This is a genomic window from Bradyrhizobium sp. LeoB3, assembly GCF_055456055.1.
The window spans coordinates 1-17680 of record NZ_JBVBEF010000056.1; the positions used below are offsets into that span (position 1 = coordinate 1).

The 17680-nt window shown below is 64.6% G+C and carries 18 protein-coding genes; 14 read left to right on the top strand and 4 right to left on the bottom strand.

The annotated features are described in order from the left end of the window. Nucleotides 1-78: 78 nt before the first annotated feature. The 4 genes from ACZXDY_RS28940 (at nucleotide 79) to ACZXDY_RS28955 (ending at nucleotide 3414) form a co-directional block, all read left to right on the top strand. On the top strand, nucleotides 79-822 hold the full coding sequence (locus ACZXDY_RS28940; RefSeq protein ID WP_028162722.1) for a Crp/Fnr family transcriptional regulator: 744 nt from the start codon (nucleotides 79-81) through the stop codon (nucleotides 820-822). Between the two features lie 309 nt (nucleotides 823-1131). Next, nucleotides 1132-1626, top strand: coding sequence for a YciE/YciF ferroxidase family protein (locus ACZXDY_RS28945; RefSeq protein ID WP_028162721.1), 495 nt, complete (start codon nucleotides 1132-1134; stop codon nucleotides 1624-1626). A 159-nt stretch (nucleotides 1627-1785) separates the two neighbouring features. Next, nucleotides 1786-3072, top strand: coding sequence for a molybdopterin-dependent oxidoreductase (locus ACZXDY_RS28950; protein WP_464347846.1), 1287 nt, complete (start codon nucleotides 1786-1788; stop codon nucleotides 3070-3072). 9 nt (nucleotides 3073-3081) lie between these two features. Beyond that, nucleotides 3082-3414: a c-type cytochrome gene (locus ACZXDY_RS28955; protein WP_464347847.1), complete on the top strand. Its 333-nt coding sequence runs from the start codon at nucleotides 3082-3084 to the stop codon at nucleotides 3412-3414. Between the two features lie 51 nt (nucleotides 3415-3465). Here the strand turns inward: ACZXDY_RS28955 and lon are convergent, their stop codons facing one another. The 3 genes from lon to ACZXDY_RS28970 all read right to left on the bottom strand — a co-directional run bounded on the left by lon (nucleotide 3466) and on the right by ACZXDY_RS28970 (nucleotide 7658). Further along, complete coding sequence (gene lon / locus ACZXDY_RS28960) at nucleotides 3466-5841, bottom strand: endopeptidase La (RefSeq protein ID WP_464347880.1); 2376 nt, start codon at nucleotides 5839-5841, stop codon at nucleotides 3466-3468. Between the two features lie 9 nt (nucleotides 5842-5850). Beyond that, nucleotides 5851-6255, bottom strand: a complete 405-nt coding sequence (locus ACZXDY_RS28965) for an Hsp20/alpha crystallin family protein (protein ID WP_464347848.1) — start codon at nucleotides 6253-6255, stop codon at nucleotides 5851-5853. Nucleotides 6256-6569: 314 nt separating this feature from the next. Then, nucleotides 6570-7658 carry a mandelate racemase/muconate lactonizing enzyme family protein gene (locus tag ACZXDY_RS28970; protein WP_464347849.1) on the bottom strand — a complete coding sequence of 363 codons (1089 nt, stop codon included), beginning with the start codon at nucleotides 7656-7658 and terminating at the stop codon, nucleotides 6570-6572. Between the two features lie 192 nt (nucleotides 7659-7850). Here ACZXDY_RS28970 and ACZXDY_RS28975 point away from each other — a divergent pair, with 192 nt between their 5' ends. Then, on the top strand, nucleotides 7851-8909 hold the full coding sequence (locus tag ACZXDY_RS28975; RefSeq protein ID WP_464347850.1) for a catalase family peroxidase: 1059 nt from the start codon (nucleotides 7851-7853) through the stop codon (nucleotides 8907-8909). After that, the gene (locus ACZXDY_RS28980; protein ID WP_028162715.1) at nucleotides 8906-9496 is read left to right on the top strand and encodes a cytochrome b; all 591 of its coding nucleotides are present in this window, start codon (nucleotides 8906-8908) and stop codon (nucleotides 9494-9496) included. Before ACZXDY_RS28975 ends, ACZXDY_RS28980 begins: the two co-directional genes overlap by 4 nt. A 7-nt stretch (nucleotides 9497-9503) precedes the next feature. Here the strand turns inward: ACZXDY_RS28980 and ACZXDY_RS28985 are convergent, their stop codons facing one another. Beyond that, nucleotides 9504-10340 carry an alpha/beta hydrolase gene (locus tag ACZXDY_RS28985; RefSeq protein WP_464347851.1) on the bottom strand — a complete coding sequence of 279 codons (837 nt, stop codon included), beginning with the start codon at nucleotides 10338-10340 and terminating at the stop codon, nucleotides 9504-9506. A 197-nt stretch (nucleotides 10341-10537) separates the two neighbouring features. Here ACZXDY_RS28985 and ACZXDY_RS28990 point away from each other — a divergent pair, with 197 nt between their 5' ends. The 8 genes from ACZXDY_RS28990 to ACZXDY_RS29025 all read left to right on the top strand — a co-directional run bounded on the left by ACZXDY_RS28990 (nucleotide 10538) and on the right by ACZXDY_RS29025 (nucleotide 17612). Further along, the gene (locus ACZXDY_RS28990; RefSeq protein ID WP_464347852.1) at nucleotides 10538-11323 is read left to right on the top strand and encodes an alpha/beta hydrolase; all 786 of its coding nucleotides are present in this window, start codon (nucleotides 10538-10540) and stop codon (nucleotides 11321-11323) included. A gap of 129 nt (nucleotides 11324-11452) precedes the next feature. After that, the gene (mdcA, locus tag ACZXDY_RS28995) at nucleotides 11453-13099 is read left to right on the top strand and encodes a malonate decarboxylase subunit alpha (RefSeq protein WP_464347853.1); all 1647 of its coding nucleotides are present in this window, start codon (nucleotides 11453-11455) and stop codon (nucleotides 13097-13099) included. A 13-nt stretch (nucleotides 13100-13112) separates the two neighbouring features. Further along, the gene (mdcC, locus tag ACZXDY_RS29000) at nucleotides 13113-13430 is read left to right on the top strand and encodes a malonate decarboxylase acyl carrier protein (RefSeq protein WP_028162711.1); all 318 of its coding nucleotides are present in this window, start codon (nucleotides 13113-13115) and stop codon (nucleotides 13428-13430) included. After that, nucleotides 13427-14365, top strand: coding sequence for a biotin-independent malonate decarboxylase subunit beta (locus ACZXDY_RS29005; protein ID WP_464347854.1), 939 nt, complete (start codon nucleotides 13427-13429; stop codon nucleotides 14363-14365). Before mdcC ends, ACZXDY_RS29005 begins: the two co-directional genes overlap by 4 nt. Further along, the gene (gene mdcE / locus ACZXDY_RS29010; protein ID WP_464347855.1) at nucleotides 14352-15074 is read left to right on the top strand and encodes a biotin-independent malonate decarboxylase subunit gamma; all 723 of its coding nucleotides are present in this window, start codon (nucleotides 14352-14354) and stop codon (nucleotides 15072-15074) included. The genes ACZXDY_RS29005 and mdcE overlap by 14 nt, the downstream gene beginning before the upstream one ends. Then, entirely contained in the window at nucleotides 15049-15729 is a 681-nt protein-coding gene (gene mdcG / locus ACZXDY_RS29015) for a malonate decarboxylase holo-[acyl-carrier-protein] synthase (protein ID WP_464347856.1), read from the top strand. The genes mdcE and mdcG overlap by 26 nt, the downstream gene beginning before the upstream one ends. Then, nucleotides 15726-16613: a triphosphoribosyl-dephospho-CoA synthase MdcB gene (gene mdcB / locus ACZXDY_RS29020; protein ID WP_464347857.1), complete on the top strand. Its 888-nt coding sequence runs from the start codon at nucleotides 15726-15728 to the stop codon at nucleotides 16611-16613. The genes mdcG and mdcB overlap by 4 nt, the downstream gene beginning before the upstream one ends. Nucleotides 16614-16670: 57 nt before the next feature. After that, a complete protein-coding gene (locus tag ACZXDY_RS29025) occupies nucleotides 16671-17612 on the top strand; it encodes an acyltransferase domain-containing protein (RefSeq protein ID WP_464347858.1) in 942 nt (313 codons plus the stop codon). Nucleotides 17613-17680 lie beyond the last annotated feature (68 nt).

Here is a 17680-nt window from a genome sequence, read left to right on the forward strand (position 1 = left end):
ATCTCTTCTCACCCGAGGAGTGCGCCAACTATCTCAAAAACTCAGGATATGTTTCCGTATAAAAACATCACGCTCTAAATGCATCCCCCACCCATTGAGGGAAACCCGGCGCAGCCGGTGATCCGGCGGCTGAATGCGCTGCGGCGCTTGTCGGACGACGGGATCGCCGCGCTCGAACGGGCGATACGCGAGGGCATGCAGCACGTCGGCCCGGGCGAGGACCTGATCAGCGAGGGGGATGCGGTCCATGGCGTGCGGATCCTGCTGTCGGGCTGGCTGTGCCGCTACAAGACGCTGGAGGATGGAAGGCGCCAGATCGTCAATTTCATCCTGCCAGGCGAAACCTGCGACGCTTACACCTATCTGCTCCCGGTGATGGATCATTCCATCGCGAGCCTCACGCCAGTGGTCTATGCCGAGGTCAAGCGCGCGCAATTCGAAGCACTGGTGGCGCACGACAGCTCGGTCGCGGAGGCGTTCTGGTGCGAGACGCTGGTGAACAACGCGATCCAGCGCGAATGGGCGATCAATCTCGGCCGCCGGCTGGCGCTCGAGCGCGTAGCGCATCTGCTATGCGAGATCTATGAACGGCTGCGGCCGGTCGGCCTGATCGACGGCAATTCCTGCGCCTTTCCGGTGACCCAGATGGATCTGGCCGACGCGACCGGCCTCTCGGTGGTCCATCTCAACCGCACGCTGCAGGACTTGCGCAGCTCCGGCCTGATCCTGCTGCGCGAACGGACGCTGACGATCACCGACCTGGACGTGCTCAAGAGCACGGCGCTGTTCTCGCCGAACTACCTTCATCTCTATCGAGCGTGAGCGGCGTCGCTCCTATCCCATTTTAGGAACCGGGAACCGGTTCCCTTTGTTGAGTGCTCAGCTTGAGTATGATCCGATCAGGCTGAATCTTCACCTCTCCCGCTTGCGGGAGAGGTCGGCGCGTTGCGCCGGGGTGAGGGCTCTCTCCACTCGGGGAGTCCCAATGCGGAGGCACCCCCGCCCCAGCCCTCCCCCGCAAGCGGGAGAGGGCGTGCAGCTACGCCGGGGCTATCTTTCAACCCGATCGGCGATTGCACTTGAGGTCCGCGGCGGCCGGCTGGCCGGCGGTCCGCTCGAAAGGATACCATCATGGAGATCACGACATTCAAGGACATGTACCTTGCCGAATTGCAGGAACTTGTCAGCGTCGAGCAGCAGCTTGGCGAGGCGTTGCTGCGCATGGCCAAAGTGGCCTCGCATCCTTCGCTAAGGGCTGCGCTCGAGCGGCACCAGCGGGAAACCATCATGCAGGAGGAACGGCTGCGGTCGATCCTGGAGAAGCACGAGGCCGCCGCCGAGCAACATACGGATCAGGCCATGCAGGCGCTGATCCGTGAGACCGAGAAGATGTGCGTAATCCTGAAGGATGGTTACCTTCGCGACGCCGGTCTGATCGCCTCGGCACAGAAGCTCGAGCATTACGAGATCGCAGCCTATGGCAGTGTGGCCGCGCTCGCGGGCCAGCTCAACCTTCGGGAGGACCAGCGGCTGCTGCACAACGCGCTCGATGAGGAAAAGCGCGCGGACGAATTGCTGACGACGCTTGCCAAGGGTGAAATCAACCAGGACGCACTGGCGGCCTGATCGTCCGCTCCCGCGACGTTGCGCAATTGCCGCCCCGATGGCGGGCAAATTCGAAATACCCAGATGTCAGCTCGACATTAGGCTGGGTATGGTATCGTTCGGATTTGCAATGGGCGGTGCCGATGGGCTCAGTACCGCTTGCCCAAGGAGGAAGCTCCGATGCGCAACGACAAGGAAGATGCGCTCAGCCAATCGCTGCGAAACCTGCATCCCGTTCGCTCCGCCCCCATTCAACATCCGTCGCGCCGGACCGTGCTTCAGAACATTGGAATTGCCGGTCTGTCGCTCGCCGTATCGTCGGCCTTCGCCGACGAAATGGTCAAATTGCCGTTTGCGAGCGGGCCGCGGGAACGGCCGGTCACGCATGCTTTTCCGCAAAAAGGCGACATGATCCTGCAGCGGGTGCGGCCGCCGCTGCTCGAAACGCCGCTGGACGTGTTCGACCGCGGCGTCTTCACGCCGAACGATCAGTTCTACGTGCGCTGGCACTGGGCCGAGATCCCGAATTCGGTCGATGTGAACGCCTTCAGGCTCGCGGTGCGTGGGCATGTCGATCGGACGCTGTCGCTGTCGATAACGGACATCCTGCGCGACCTGCCCCGGGTGGAGCTTGCCGCGGTCAATCAATGCTCCGGCAATTCGCGCGGCTTCTTCTCGCCACGCGTGCCCGGCGCGCAATGGGCGAATGGCGCCATGGGCAACGCCAAATGGGCCGGCGTACGGCTGAAGGACGTGCTGGATCGCGCCGGCGTCAAGGCCAGCGCCGTTCAGGTCCGCTTCAAGGGATTGGACGAGCCAGTGGTGCCGGAGGCTCCGACCTTCAGGAAATCGCTTGCGATCGATCATGCCCGCGACGGCGAAGTGATGATCGCCTACGCCATGAATGGCGAGCAACTGCCGTTGCTCAACGGCTTTCCGCTGCGCCTGATCGTGCCCGGATGGTATTCGACCTATTGGGTCAAGATGCTCAGCGACATCGAGGTGCTCGACAAGGTGGACGACAATTACTGGATGGCCGTCGCCTATACGATCCCCGACACGCCGCATGCCAGCATCACGCCGGGCCAGAGCGGGGTGAAGATGGTGCCGATCAACCGGATGGTACCGCGCTCGTTCTTCACCAATATCACCGACGGCGCGTCCTTCACCGCGGGCACGCGCGTGCCCCTTCGCGGCATCGCCTTTGGTGGTGACACCGGCGTCGCCAAGGTCGAGTTTTCCAGCGACGGCGGCAAGTCATGGCAGCCGGCCAGGCTTGGCGATGATTTCGGCAAATACGGCTTTCGCCAGTGGCAGACGGATGTTGCGCTTGCCGATAAAGGCGATCACGCGCTCATGGTCCGCTGCACCAATTCCGCAGGCGAGGTCCAGCCGGACACGCCGAACTGGAACGGCAGCGGCTTCATGCGCAACGTCATCGAGACCGTGCAGGTCAAGGCAGTGTAGGAGCTGATCATGCTGAAAGGTCTCGCTGCGATCGGCTGCTTCGGAACCGCGCTGCTGTGCTCGACGCCGGCCTGGGTTCAGGATCTGCCGGTGATCAAATCGACGACGGTGGAGCTGCCGGCAGGCGATGCCTTGTTTCCCGGCGGCTCCAGCGCCGAGGCGATCAACAACAATTGCCTCGCCTGCCATTCGCCGGACATGGTGCTGAACCAGCCGCCGCTGCCCAAGGCGGCCTGGGAAGCCGTGGTGCGCAAGATGATCAACGTCTACAAGGCGCCGATCGGCGAGGCGGACGTGCCGGCGATCGTCAGCTATTTGGTGAAGACCAAGGGCAAGGATTGAGGGCACGCGGAGAGCCGCGCGCCCGGTGCGTCCCTATTACGCGCTGGCCGGCTATTTCGCCGGCTCGAGCGCCTGCGCAATCGCATCGTCGACGTGCTCGAGCCAGATGAACTCCAGCTTGTCGCGCGCGCCTTGCGGAATGTCGTCGAAGTCGCGCCGGTTGCGTGCCGGCAGCATCACCCTGGTCAGGCCGGCGGCTGCGGCCGCGACGACCTTCTCCTTAATGCCGCCGACCGGCAGCACCAGGCCGCGGAGCGAGATCTCGCCTGTCATTGCCGTGTCGTGCCTCACCGTGCGGTTGGTGAGCAGCGAGGACAGTGCGGTGAACATGGCGACGCCGGCGCTCGGACCATCTTTCGGCGTGGCGCCGGCAGGCACATGGACATGGATATCGCTTTTCTCGAACAACGACGGATCGATCCCGAGCTGCGTGGCGCGGCTTTTCACCAGCGTCAACGCGGCTTGCGCGCTTTCACGCATGACGTCGCCGAGCTGGCCGGTGAGGATCAGCCCGCCTCTGCCGGGCACACGCGTTGCTTCAATGAAGAGAATGTCGCCGCCGACTGGCGTCCAGGCGAGCCCGGTGGCGACGCCGGGCACGCTGGTGCGCAAGGCGATCTCGCCTTCGAAGCGTGGCTGGCCGAGCACGGTCGTCAGATCCCGTGCGCCGAGCGTCACCTTGGTTGAGCTGCCTTCCGCGATCTGCACCGCGGCATAGCGCAGCGCCTTGCCGATTTCGCGTTCGAGCGAACGGACGCCGGCTTCCCGCGTGTAGCCTTTGATGATCGACCGCAGCGCTTCGTCTTCGATCGTGGCTTGGTCCGGCTTCAGGCCGTTGGCCTCGAGCTGGCGACGCACCAGATAGCGCCGCGCGATCTCGAGCTTCTCGTCCTCGGTGTAGCCGGGCAGGCTGATGATCTCCATTCGGTCCAGCAGCGGTCCCGGAACCGTATCGAGCATGTTCGCGGTCGCTATGAAGGCGACGCGCGAGAGGTCGAAGGGGACGCCGAGATAGTTGTCGCGGAAGGTCGAATTCTGCTCGGGATCGAGCACCTCGAGCATCGCCGCCGACGGGTCGCCCTGGATGCCGCGACCCATCTTGTCGATCTCGTCCAGCATCATGACGCAGGCGCGGGAGCCGGCCTTCTTGATGCCCTGGATGATGTTGCCGGGCAGGGCGCCGATATAGGTGCGGCGGTGCCCGCGGATCTCGGCTTCGTCGTGGACGCCGCCGAGGCTGACGCGCACGAACGGCCGGTCCATGGCGCGGGCGATCGACTGCCCGAGCGAGGTCTTGCCGACGCCGGGCGGTCCGACGAAGCAGAGGATCGGCGCCTTGCCGTGCGGCGCCAGTTTGCGAACCGCGAGATATTCGATGATCCGGGCCTTGATCTTTTCCAGCCCGAAATGATCCTCATCGAGGATACGCCGCGCTTCTCGGATATCGATCGGCTTTTCGTCCGGCAGCGCCCAGGGCAAATCGATCAGCCAGTCGAGATAGCTGCGGACCATGCCGCCTTCGGCTGCGGCTTCCGGCATCCGCTCATAGCGCCGCAGCTCCTTGCGCGCCTGGCTCTCGGCCTCGGGCGACATCTTCGCCTTGTCGATCGCCGCGCTCAACTCCGCGACCTCCTGCGCCTTGCCTTCGCCTTCGCCGAGCTGGCGCTGGATGGTGGCCATCTGCTCGCGCAGCAGCACTTCACGCTGCCGCTCGTCAAGGGCGGCCTTGGTCTTCTGGCCGATCTCGTTGCTCAGCCGCAGCACTTCGAGCCGCTCGGCGAGATAGCGCGAAACCTTGTCCATCCGGGAGGTGAGGTCGATGGTCTCGAGGATCTCCTGCTTCTCCTGCGGCTTGATGTCCATATAGGACGCCGTGAGATCGGCGAGCGCGCCGGGAGATGTCGTTGCCTGGAAGGCGCCGACCAGCTCGGGCGGCGCCTGCGGCAGGAGCTGAACCGCCTCGACGGCCTGCCTCTGCAGATTCAGAAAGCGCGCCTCGATCTCGGGCGACGTCGTCGCCGGCTCCGGGATGTGAAGCACGCGCGCCGCGGGGAACGGCGTGCCGGGCAGGAAATCCAGGATGCGGGCGCGCTGCACGCCCTGGCAGACGATGTGATGGGTTCCGTCCGGCGCGGTGATGTACCTGACGATATTGGCGATCGTGCAGACGCGGTGCAGGTCGTCAGGACCGGGATCATCGACTTCGGCGTTTCGCTGCAGCAGGATTCCAATCGGCCGTTGTTCGCGCAGCGCCTGCTGCGCGGCGGCGATCGACTTCGCGCGGGCGATGGTGACCGGAGCGATCACGGCCGGAAATAGCACGATGTTGCGGACCGCGACGATGATCAGCGCATCCGAGGGAATCGCGACCGATTCCGTTTTCGCACCGGCTGCGGCCGAACCGGGATTTTGACTATCAGGCGACATCATGAATTCTCACACGGCTTTCGACAGGCGCAACACGACGCATCCATTCGAGGCGGTCCGGCTCACGCCATAGCGTCCGGCCGGCAGGGCAATGCGGCGTTCGAACCCGCCTTGCGGCAGCTCGAGCCGGTGGATCAGCGCATCACGGAGCTCGGCGGGCAATATCCGGTGCCCCTTGATGATGAGCACGCCGTTCTCGATGATCGCCACCACCTGATCGGGATCGACGCCGGGCAGCGCCACGAAGATCAACAATTCCCGATCGGTCTCCAGCACGTCGATGGGAGGCTCCCAATGGACCTCGCGCGTGCCGCCCGGCTGCAGGCTGAACAATCTTTGATGCAGGCGTTCGGCGCGCGCGAGCGATTCGATCGCTTCAGACAGCATCCAGTTGACCGGATCTTTTGTCGGCATTTGTCGTTCCGCCTCCATTAGAATTCTCAGAGCTCGTCGTTTGCCTCAAACCTACCCCGAAAGCGCACGGCTTGCACAGGTACAATGGCAGCCGATCACCCTTGGTCTGCCGGAACCGTTGTCGGCTGCACTCAACAGCACTCTCGCCGTCGTCCCGGGTCAAGCCCGGGACGACCTGTGGAGAGTTCTGATTCAATTGTTTGATAGCGGGGATGATGGCCCAAATCACCCTGTCATCATAGTCCCATCGTGGAGACATCCTCACCCCAACCCTCTCCCGCAAGCGGGAGAGGGAGCGCAGTATCCATCGCGGCTCACGCGGCGAGGCGCTCCAACGCTGTCCAGTCGAAGTTGACGCCGTGGCCGGCGCGGATCGGCGCCAGTGCCATGCCTGCTTCGAGCACGAGCGGATGCTCGATATAGCGGTCGAGGCCAAAGCCGTGCGCCTCGAGATAGGAACGGTTCGGGCAGGCCGCGAGCAGGTGCACCGTGATGTCGTGCGCGCCGTGGCTGGTGACCGGAAGATTGAAGGCTTCGGCAAGCCGCGCAATCTTCATGAAGGCGGTCACGCCGCCGCAGTTGGTGACGTCAGGTTCGGGATAGGAGATGGCGCCATTGGCGATGTAGTTCTTGAACTCCCAGAGCGTGCGCAAGTTTTCGCCGGCCGCGATCGGCACGCCGCCGGCGGCGAGGATCCGGGCGTGGCCGGCGACGTCGTCGGGAATGATCGGCTCTTCGAGCCAGGTAAGATCAAAGGGCTGCAGCGCCCGCGCGGCGCGGATGGCTTCCTCCACCGTCCATTTCATGTTGGCATCGGCCATCAAGGGAAAGCCGTCGCCGAGATGCTTGCGCATCGCCTGCACGCGCGCGACATCGGAGCCGAGATCAGGCCGGCCCACCTTCATCTTGATAGCGCGAAAGCCCTTGCCCAGATTGTCATCGGTCTGCTTCAGCAGGGCTTCGACCGACAGATCGAGGTCGATGCCGCCGGCATAACAGGGGACGCGCTGATCGAATCCGCCGAGCAGGCGCCAGAGCGGCAGTGCGGCGCGCCGCGCCTTCAAGTCCCAAAGCGCGATGTCGAGCGCCGAAAGCGCGAGCACGGTGGGACCGCCGCGCCCGCCGTAATGCAGGCCCCACCAGACGTGGTGCCACAGCGCCTCGGTATCGTCGGCCTCGCGGCCCTCGATCAGTTCGGGAACTTCACGCCGGAGAATGTCGGCGATGGCGCCCCCGTTGCGACCGACTGTGTAGGTGTAGCCCACGCCTTCGGCGCCGTCCGCATCGCGTACGCGAACCGTGATAAGCTCGAACGCCTTGATTTCGCCATGCGTGCTGTCGGACAGCGTGACCGACAGCGGAATCCGGTAGAGTCCGGTCTCGATAGTCTTGATCCGTGCCATTGCGTTTCCACCCGTTTTTCGCAGGTTAGGACGGGGGCGGCCGATCGACAATCCCTCCGGCGGGGAGCGGGCTCCCCATGCCTGCCGTGCGATTTTGAAAGAGTCCAGGCAGGTTCGGGAAGACTGGCCGATGCTCCGGAGGGATACTGGTGGCTACAGGATAGAATTATCCATCGTCATCGTGAGGTCCGAATGCCCGAGCCGCGTCCATCTCCCGCACGTTCGGTGCTGGGATCACTCGTGCTGATCGGCGTCGTCGTTGCCGGCAGCGCGGCCGCCTTCGCCTACACCGCCGGATGGCTTTCGCCGGAGCGACTGACGCCCTGGAAGATGTTGGAGGCGCTGGCGCCGCCAAGCGGCCCGGCGCTCGGCCACCGCCGCAATCACGCCAAGGGCATCTGCTTCACCGGCGTTTTCGAATCCAACGGCAATGGCGCGGCGATCTCGCGCGCCTCGGTGCTTGCCGCCGGCCAGCATCCGGCACTGGGACGCTTCAATCTGGGCACGCCCAATCCGGATGCCGCGGATGCGTCGGTCCGCGTGCGCGGCCTGGGATTGCGGATCATGCCGCCGAATGGTCAGGAATGGCGCATGGCGATGATCAATGCGCCGGTCTTTGCTGCCTCCACGCCGGAAGGTTTTCACGAACTCCTGGTCGCCGCGGGCAGCAAGGACCCCAACGCCATCAAGGTGTTCGCCGAAGCGCATCCGGAGTTTGCGCCGTTCGGGGCGTGGGCCAAGACTGCGCCCTGGACCGGCAGCTATGCCGAGGATCGCTTCAACGGCCTCAACAGTTTCATCTTCACCGACAGTTCCGGTGCCGATCACGCGGTGCGATGGTCGTTGCTGCCACAGGCGCAAGTCGTTCCGGTGACGCAGGATGATCTCAAGAAGCTTGATCCTGACTTCCTTGAACAGGAGATCACGGAGCGCGTCCGCAGCGGCCCGCAGCGTTGGACCATGACGGTGACCGTCGCCAACCCCGGTGATCCCACCGCGGATCCGACCAAGGTCTGGCCGGAGGATCGTCGCACCATCGAGATCGGCACGCTGGTCGTGTCGCGGATCGAGGCCGAGGCGGATGGTCCTTGCCGCGATATCAACTTCGATCCGATCGTGCTGCCGCCGGGCATGCGCACGTCGGACGACCCGTTCCCGGCGGCCCGCTCATCGGTCTACGCCAAGTCGTACGATCTCCGCACCGCGGAGGCCAAGGATTATCCACGAAACGTAACGGGCCCGAAGCCATGAACGCTATCCGTCATCACTTCTCTCCGCTTCAGCGCCTGCTGCATTGGGTCATGGCCGTCTGCATCCTGACGATGCTGTTCATTGGCGTCGGCATGGTGTCTACGGTCATGCCGAAATACGTGCCGCTGGTCTCGATCCATAAGACGCTCGGCAGTGTCATCCTGGTGCTGGCGCTGATCCGTCTGGTCACGCGCTTCTATTATGGCGCGCCGCCACTGCCGGCCGATCTGCCCGAGCCGATGAAGCTCGCTGCGGAACTGTCGCATTACGCGCTCTATGCACTGATGATCGGCATGCCGCTGCTCGGCTGGGCTATGCTGTCGGCATCGGCCTATCCTGTTGAACTGTACGGCGGCATCTATCTCCCTGCGATCCTGCCGCAGAGCGACAGCCTCCGTACGCTGTTGTGGAACGCGCATTTCTATCTGGCCTTCGCATTCTTTGCGCTGATCCTGATGCATGTCGCCGCCGCGCTGTTCCACGCGCTGGTCCGGCATGATGGCGTGTTCGAGGCGATGGCGCCGGTGCCGATCCACGACGAAGCCACGCGGGCCGAGAACCGCAGCGAGCTGGCTGCACGGCCTTAGAGCGGGATCAGCGATGCTCGCTGATCCAGCGGGCAACGAGATCGACGATGCGCGTTTCGATTCCGTAATAGCCGTGCGGCGACAAGGATCCGCAAGCGTGCCGCGACCGGTTAATTCCTCCGCTGACGAATCGGACCTGGACCTCGGGGGAATGGCCCATCGCCGCAGCGATGCGCGGCGCGTCGCCGGGCGGCGCGACGTTGCACCGGTCGCTCCTGTTAGCGACGATGAGAAGCGGCGCGCGCACGTTCTCCGGTTTCGCGCTGAAAACGGTTTCGCCGCTCTTGCCGACCCTGGACACGGATTCCGTGAGAATCAGACCCGAAACGCTTCCCTGCGGCGCGTGGGTGGCGCCATTCACCGCTGCGATCGCGCCCTGGCTCGTGCCGAGCAGGAACACGGGAACGCCAGCCTGCGATCGCGCGAACTCGGCGAGTTCGACAACGATCCCGCCATACTCCGGAGAACTGCGATCGCCCCGGAGATTGGCGTGGTTGATCGTATCGGGAATGACCACGGCATATCCGCGCTGCACCCACAGCTCGCGCGAACGGACGACAAAGTTGTCGCCATGCCTGATATCACCATTGCTTTCGATGTCGATATTTCCGGCGCCGCCCGGCAGCATCACGATCGCGGCAAGCGGCTTGGGCGGTGATATATACAGCAGGCGTTGACGTAGGCCGCCTTGTAATCGCAGCTCGACGACGAGCGGCGGTGCTGCTTCGCTCGCGGCCTGATCCCGACGGAATTCCTGCGTCGAGCCGATCGATGGCAACAGCATCTCGACGGCGGCTGCTGCCGCAACCAGGCCGAGAACTCGAGTGAACTTGTGTCTACGCATGTTGATGAACCATATGAGGGCGCGTCCGGCCATTTCGGGAAGCGCTTACAATAGTTGCGCTCCGCGGCCAGCGTGAGTGGATTATGGGGCCGATATCACTCGGCGGCGTGCAAAGTCGAAAACGCCTTTCGTTGCAGAAATACGCGAGACGGTTCCCGCCTCTATGTTTTGCGCGACGCAACCTGGAGTCTTCGGACATGAAGCACGTCAAAGCCTGCCTGGCCTTCGCGGCCACTCTTTCGCTTGTTTCGACAGTTGTCCCTGCGCGTGCCGAGCCGCTCAAGAACATCGTTCTGGTGCACGGGGCCTGGGTGGATGCGTCGGGCTGGAAGCCCGTGTATGAAATCCTCACCAAGGAGGGGTTCCATGTCACCATGGTGCAGGAGCCGGAAACCTCATTCGCCGACGACGTGACGGCGGCGAAACGAATCCTCGATTTGCAGGACGGTCCGACGCTGCTCGTCGGCCACAGCTATGGCGGTTCGATCATCACGGAGGCGGGCGTTCATCCAAACGTGGTCGGTCTGGTCTATGTCGCCGCGCATGCGCCTGATGTCGGCGAAGATGAGGGCGAACTTGGCAAGAAGACGCCGAGCGTGCTGGCCAAGACGGAAGGCGCGATCAAGAAGACGCCAGATCAATACACCTATCTGAACCCTGCCGATTTTCCCAAGCTCTTCGCGCCCGATCTGCCGCGCGAACAGGCGGAGTTCGAGTCGCGCTCCCAGGTCCTGGCTGCGGCCCAGGTCTTCAGCACGCCGCTGACCGCGGCTGCCTGGAAGACCAAACCGAGCTGGGGCATCGTCGCCGAGAGCGACAAGATCATCAATCCTGATCTCGAGCGTTGGTACTACGCGCGGGCGAAGAGCCACACGACCGAGATCAAGGGCGCCAGCCACTCCGTCTATGAATCCCATCCGAAGGAAGTGGCGGCCGTGATCACCGAAGCTGCTCGCAACGCTGAAAAGTTGGCCTCGCGCTGACAAGACGGTTGCGAATGACGCATGGGCTCCGGCGGGACAGGATCTTGACGCATGCCCGCCGGAGCGCCTCACTGATGCAGTCGGATCCGAAGCATATCGTTTCAAATGCCGGATCCAGGAGCATGGCGAATGAAGAATTGGCAACAAGGCCGGCAAGCGCGCGATGCCCGTATCGAAGCGGGCGCGAAACTGGCGAAGGGCAAGATCGTCGCAGCGAGTGATGCCACCCGCCTGATGGAAGCGGTGATCCGGCCGGGCGATCGGGTGTGCCTGGAGGGCGACAACCAGAAGCAGGCAGACCTTCTGTGCCGCGCGCTGCTTGGTGTCGACCTCGCCAAGGTGAATGGCCTGCATATGGTGCAGTCCGGCATTGTGCTGCCGGAACATCTCGACCTGTTCGACCGCGGCGTAGCAAAGAGGCTCGACTATGCCTATTCCGGACCGCAGGCGGCGCGCATCGCGCGCATGCTGTTCGGCGGCAAGATCGAGCTCGGCGCCGTTCATACCTATCTCGAATTGTTCGCGCGCTACTTCATCGACCTCACGCCGCAGGTTGCGCTGATCGCGGCCGTCAGCGCCGACCATGACGGAAACCTCTATACCGGGCCGAACACCGAGGACACACCGACGGTGGTCGAGGCGACGGCCTTCAAGAATGGCGTCGTCATCGCCCAGGTCAACGAGATCGTCGACAAGGTGCCGCGCGTCGATATCCCGGCGGACCGCGTGCAGTTCGTGGTCGAGGCCGACAAGCCGTTCTTCGTCGAGCCGTTGTTCACGCGCGATCCCGGCGCCATTACCGAAGGACAGATCCTGACAGCGATGTTGGCGATCAAGGCCATCTACGCGCCCTATGGCGTGCGGCGACTGAATCACGGCATCGGCTTCTCCACCGCCGCGATCGAATTGTTGTTGCCGACCTATGGCGAGCGGCTGGGCTTGAAGGGCAAGGTTGCAAGCCATTTCGCGCTCAATCCCCATCCGGCGCTGATCCCCGCGATTGAATCGGGCTGGGTCGAGCAGATCCATTGCTTCGGCTCGGAGGTCGGCATGGACGAGTATATCCGCGCCCGCTCCGACGTCTTCTTCACCGGGCCTGACGGCTCGCTGCGCTCCAACCGCGCCTTCTGCCAGACCGCCGGCCTCTATGCCTGCGACATGTTCATCGGCTCGACGCTGCAGATCGACCTGCAGGGCAATTCATCGACGGTGACCACCTCGCGTATTGCGGGCTTCGGCGGTGCGCCGAATATGGGCGCCGACGCCCGCGGGCGGCGCCATCCGAGCACGCCATGGCTGCAGGCCGGCCGTGAGGCCGATCCCGACGGCTCGGCGCTGCTGCGCCGTGGCCGCAAGCTGGTGGTGCAGATCGGCGAGACCTTTGGCGAAAAGAACGTGCCGCTGTTCGTCGAGAAGCTGGACGCGCTCGCGCTCGCCGAGAAGCTCAAGCTCGATCTCGCCCCGGTGATGATCTATGGCGACGACGTCACCCACATCGTCACGGAGGAAGGCGTTGCCAACCTGCTGCTGTGCCGGGATGAGAACGAGCGCGAACAGGCGATCCGCGGTGTCGCTGGCTATACCGATGTCGGCCGCAGCAGGGACAGGAAAATGGTGCAGCACTTGCGCGAGCGCGGTGTGATCCGCCGGCCGGAGGATCTCGGCATCGATCCGCTCGACGCCGACAGGAGCATGCTGGCGGCGCGCTCGATCAAGGATCTCGTGCGGTGGTCGGGCGGCCTCTACGCGCCGCCCTCGCAATTCCGCAACTGGTGAGAGGATAGCCGCGATGGAAGATTTGAGCTTTCACCATCAAGCCCGCGCTCGTGCCGGCGGGACCAGGCAAATGGCGATCATCGGTGTGGTGGCTTCCGGAAATCTGGAAGTGCTGGCCGAACGCGTGCTGCCTGAAACGGAATGCCGACTGGAGATCAAGACCGCGGCCGAAGGCTTCGGCGAGGTCTGGGACGCCGTGGTCGCAGACTTCGTCGAACGCTACTCGCCGGGCGGGCTCAAATTCTCCATCAATGACGGCGGCGCGCGGCCGGACACCGTGTCGCTGCGTCTCGCCCAGGCTGTCCGGCTGATGGCGGAGAACGAGCAATGAGCGTCGCGGATCTGGAAAAGCCGTCGCTGGAGCAGGCGAGGGCGACGAGCTTCTACGAGGCCTCGGCGCGGGCACGGATCCGGCTGCTGATCGATCCCGGAAGCTTCGTCGAATTCATCGGCCCCGAAAGGCGCGAGGTCAGCCCGCATCTGAAACTGTTCGACCTTCCCGAGCAGTTCGACGACGGCATCATCATCGGCCGCGGGCGACTTGCGGGATCGCCGGTCTTCATCGCCGCGCAGGAAGGCCGCTTCATGGGCGGCGCTTTCGGCGAGGTCCACGGCGCCAAGCTGACGGGATTGCTGCGTGCGGCGAAGGAGCTCAAGTCGATCCCGGTAGTGATCCTGTTCGACACCGGCGGCGTCCGCCTGCAGGAAGCGAATGCGGGCGAGCTTGCCATTGCCGAGATCATGCGCGCGGTGATCGAGGCGCGGACCGCCGGCGTAAAGGTGATCGGGCTGATCGGTGGCCGCTCGGGATGTTATGGCGGCGGCGGACTGATCGCGGGCTGCTGTTCGGCGCTGGCAGTGTCCGAGCAGGGACGTATCGCCGTCTCCGGTCCCGAGGTCATCGAGACCAATCGCGGCGTCGAAGAGTTCGACTCGCGCGACCGTGCCCTGGTCTGGCGCACCATGGGCGGCAAGCACCGGCGGCTGATCGGCGGCGCCGAGCTCTTCGCCGACGACACGGTGCAAGCCTTCCGTGAGGCTGCCCTGGAATTGCTTGAGACCACCGCGGGCTTCGGCATCGATACGCTGAATGCCGAACAGTCCCGCCTCGAAGATCGATTGCAGCGCTTTGGCACCTGCCGGGATGCGGTCGAGATCTGGGCGGCGGAGGGCGTTGCCGACGCTGCGTCCGTTCCAGCGCTGCCGGCCGATCAGTTCATCGAACTTGCCGACAAGGTCCGGAGGATTGCCCGTGACGCTCGATAGGATCCTAGCCTCGATGTTTCCCGACGGCCACGACGTCAAGAATGACGGTGGCGTTCTGCTCGGGTCCGGCACGCTGCGATCCGGCGACCGCGCGCTGGTCATCGGAGTCGCTGATCGAACCGCGCTTGGTGTCGACGAGGCGATCAGGCTCTCGGGCGCCGTTCTTGGCGCGATCAAGCGCGGAAGCGGTCCGATCCTGGTCATCGTCGACAGTGACAGCCAGCGCATGAGCAAGCGCGACGAGCTTTTGGGACTGAACGAGTTCCTGGCTCATCTCGCCAAGTCGCTGATCCACGCCGATATCCAGGGGCGGCCCACGATCGGGCTGCTGTACGGCCACTCGGCGGCGGGAGCGTTCCTCGCCACCGCGCTGGCGACCCGCGTGCTGGTGGGACTGCCGGGCGCGGACCCGGCGGTGATGGACCTGCCGTCGATGTCCAAGGTGACGAAATTGCCGATCGAGGTGCTCGAGGAGAAAGCCAAGTCCACGCCGGTGTTCGCTCCCGGCCTGCAAAATCTGGTTCAGCTCGGCGCGGTGCATGTCATCTGGGACGACAAGGTCTCGCCGGCCGATCAATTGGAAAAACTGCTGCGCAACGTGGGCGATGCGCGCGACCGACGAGACGCGCTCGGCAAGGAGCGCGGCGGCCGCATGAAGGCCGCTGAGATCGCGGAGCGCGTGCGTGAGCTTGCCATGCAAACCGGCTGAGGGACTGATGAGGCGCCATGATCTGATCTTCGTCCGCCCCGAGACCTGGTGCGCAACGCTCGCGGTGCGGAGCGATCTGGCGCCCGATCCGCTGGTCGCACGATGGGTCGCGAACGGTTGGCCGTTGATCGGGCGGCGTGCCACGCCTTGCGAGCAGCACGGCGTGGCGGCGGGCCTGCCATTGCCGCCCTTTGCCGGCAAGCGGCGACTTTCCTTCCTGCTGCAGACCGAAGACGTGATATCGATCGCGCCCCCACCCTCGTTAGGAGCGGCGGCTCGGATGGCGCCGCCGACGTGGCAGCCGACGCTTGAACGTCTCGATGAACTCGCTTCGCTTCATTCGGTGGAAGCAAGGGTGTTCGGCGGCTTGGCCTGGCGCGTGTTGACCGGACTGGATTATCTGACCGATCGCTCCGACCTCGATCTGCTGCTGCGCATTGATCGTGACACGGATGTTGCCGCTCTTGTCACCGGCATGGCCGAGATCGAGGCGCCGGCGCCGATGCGCCTCGATGGCGAACTGGTGCGCGACGACGGCGCCGCCGTGAACTGGCGGGAGCTGCAAGCTGGCGCGGACCAGGTGCTGGTCAAGACCATCGGCGGCGTCGCCTTGCTCGATACGAATCTCTTCCTCGCCGGGGAGATGCCGTCATGACGCCGGCTCTGGCATGGAGCGCGCAGCACCGCGCGCCTCGTCCACAGGTGATGGCGCCATGCGCGCCCGATGCGGCGGCGATCGCGGCAAGCGCCGTCGATTGCCTGCTGCTGGAAGTGGAGACATGGCCGAAGCCCGGCCTTGTGAGCCATGTTGATCGTGGCAGTCACGAGGATATGGACGCCGAGACGCTGCGCGTCAGTGCCAAGACCATCGGCCCGTATTTTGCCGCGTTGGCGGAAGCAGGTGCCGGCGGCTGGGCGATGGAGCGGCTGAGGATCATCGGTCTCGAGGCCGAGGCGGCGATGTTTGCTGCGACGTCGGGCATCAACACCCATCGCGGCGCGATCTTCGGCCTCGGCCTGTTGTGCGCGGCGGCGGGCGCAAGGAGCAGCGGGCAGGTCGATCCGGTTTTGTCGCTCGGAGCAACCGTGACGCGACTGTGGGGCGGCAGCATCCTCGGCGGGCCTGTGCTGCTCCACAGCCATGGCATGAAAGCCCGTCGTCGCTTCGATGCCGGTGGCGCGCGCGTCGAGGCGGCCAAGGGATTTCCCAGTGTCTACCAGGTCGGCCTCCCGGCCTTGCACAGGGGAGCTCTCGTTGCTGCCGACGCGGAGGCCGCGCGGGTCGAAACATGCTTCGCGCTGATCGCCGCGGTCGAGGACACCAACCTGCTGCATCGCGGCGGGCTGGACGGCCTCTTGTTTGCGCGCCGTGTGGCGCGGCAATTTCTCGGCCGGGGCGGCGTAGGTGCGCCCGATTGGCAGGAGCGCGCTCGTGCCATCCACGATAGCTTCGTCGTCCGCCGGCTCAGCCCCGGCGGATCGGCCGATCTATTGGCCATGACCCTGTTCGTCGACGCCCACGAAAGGTCGTGTCCCTGATGTCCATGCGATCCTGCTTGCGCTGGCGCGGGTGTTCTTCGTGATGCTGGGTTGGCCATGACTCTCGCAATCCTCTGCTCGGGGCAGGGACGGCAGCACCGCGACATGTTCGCCCTGACCGGCGATGTGCCGGAGGCGGCCAGCCTGTTTGCCCATGCGGCGATGCTGCTCGGCGGCCGTGATCCGCGCGAGATCGTCCGCAGCGAGAGCGCTGAAGTGCTGCACCACAATCGCATCGGCCAGATCCTCTGCACGCTGCAGGCGCTTGCCGCGGCTTCCGTGCTGCGCGCCCAAATGCCCGATCGCCTTATCGTTGCCGGCTACAGCGTTGGCGAGGTCGCGGCCTGGGGCGTCGCAGGCCTTACGAGCATGACGGATACGCTCGACCTGGTGGCCTGCCGCGCGGAAGCGATGGACGCTGCCACGCTGCCCGGTGACGGAATGGTCTTCGTTCGCGGCCTTCCCCGCGATGTCATCGACACCTTGTGCGAGCGGCACGATGCCGCTGTCGCCATCGTCAATCCGGGCGACGCCTTCATTCTCGGCGGAAGCCGCGCAGCGTTGAAAGCGCTCGCCGATGACGCGAAAGCGATGAAGGCGGCCAGGGTCGTCGACGTACCGGTGGAAGTTGCCTCCCACACCCCGCGGCTTGCCAAGGCATCGACGGAATTCCGCGACAGACTAAGCCATGCTGCCGTGATGGTACTGCCAGCCGGAACGCGGCTCCTGAGCGGGATCGACGCTGCGCCCGTCATCGATGTCAAAACCGGTCTTGACAAGCTGGCGGTCCAGATCTCGCAGACGGTGCAATGGGCCGATTGCCTGCAGGCCTGCATGGAGAGCGAAGCGACGGTGTTTCTGGAACTCGGGCCGGGCCGGGCGCTGAGCGAGATGGTGGCTGGCGCCTATCATGACGTCGCGACACGATCTCTGGACGATTTCCGCACGCTGGACGGCGTTCGCGCCTGGCTGACCACCCATCTGGATATTCGGTTCTGATTCAATCGGAACCGAATATTTTCGGTCGCCGGCGCGCGGCTTCTCACGCAAAGATTATCGTCATGCCG

Coding starts and splice junctions, on each gene's coding strand:
- ACZXDY_RS28955 (WP_464347847.1), top strand. CDS start 3,082: ATGCTGAAAGGTCTCGCTGCGATCGGCTGCTTCGGAACCGCGCTGCTG.
- ACZXDY_RS28990 (WP_464347852.1), top strand. CDS start 10,538: ATGAAGCACGTCAAAGCCTGCCTGGCCTTCGCGGCCACTCTTTCGCTT.
- mdcB (WP_464347857.1), top strand. CDS start 15,726: ATGACGCCGGCTCTGGCATGGAGCGCGCAGCACCGCGCGCCTCGTCCA.
- ACZXDY_RS28970 (WP_464347849.1), bottom strand. CDS start 7,658: ATGGCACGGATCAAGACTATCGAGACCGGACTCTACCGGATTCCGCTG.
- ACZXDY_RS28975 (WP_464347850.1), top strand. CDS start 7,851: ATGCCCGAGCCGCGTCCATCTCCCGCACGTTCGGTGCTGGGATCACTC.
- ACZXDY_RS28940 (WP_028162722.1), top strand. CDS start 79: ATGCATCCCCCACCCATTGAGGGAAACCCGGCGCAGCCGGTGATCCGG.
- ACZXDY_RS28950 (WP_464347846.1), top strand. CDS start 1,786: ATGCGCAACGACAAGGAAGATGCGCTCAGCCAATCGCTGCGAAACCTG.
- ACZXDY_RS28945 (WP_028162721.1), top strand. CDS start 1,132: ATGGAGATCACGACATTCAAGGACATGTACCTTGCCGAATTGCAGGAA.
- mdcC (WP_028162711.1), top strand. CDS start 13,113: ATGGAAGATTTGAGCTTTCACCATCAAGCCCGCGCTCGTGCCGGCGGG.
- ACZXDY_RS28965 (WP_464347848.1), bottom strand. CDS start 6,255: ATGCCGACAAAAGATCCGGTCAACTGGATGCTGTCTGAAGCGATCGAA.
- ACZXDY_RS29005 (WP_464347854.1), top strand. CDS start 13,427: ATGAGCGTCGCGGATCTGGAAAAGCCGTCGCTGGAGCAGGCGAGGGCG.
- ACZXDY_RS29025 (WP_464347858.1), top strand. CDS start 16,671: ATGACTCTCGCAATCCTCTGCTCGGGGCAGGGACGGCAGCACCGCGAC.
- ACZXDY_RS28985 (WP_464347851.1), bottom strand. CDS start 10,340: ATGCGTAGACACAAGTTCACTCGAGTTCTCGGCCTGGTTGCGGCAGCA.
- lon (WP_464347880.1), bottom strand. CDS start 5,841: ATGTCGCCTGATAGTCAAAATCCCGGTTCGGCCGCAGCCGGTGCGAAA.
- mdcA (WP_464347853.1), top strand. CDS start 11,453: ATGAAGAATTGGCAACAAGGCCGGCAAGCGCGCGATGCCCGTATCGAA.
- ACZXDY_RS28980 (WP_028162715.1), top strand. CDS start 8,906: ATGAACGCTATCCGTCATCACTTCTCTCCGCTTCAGCGCCTGCTGCAT.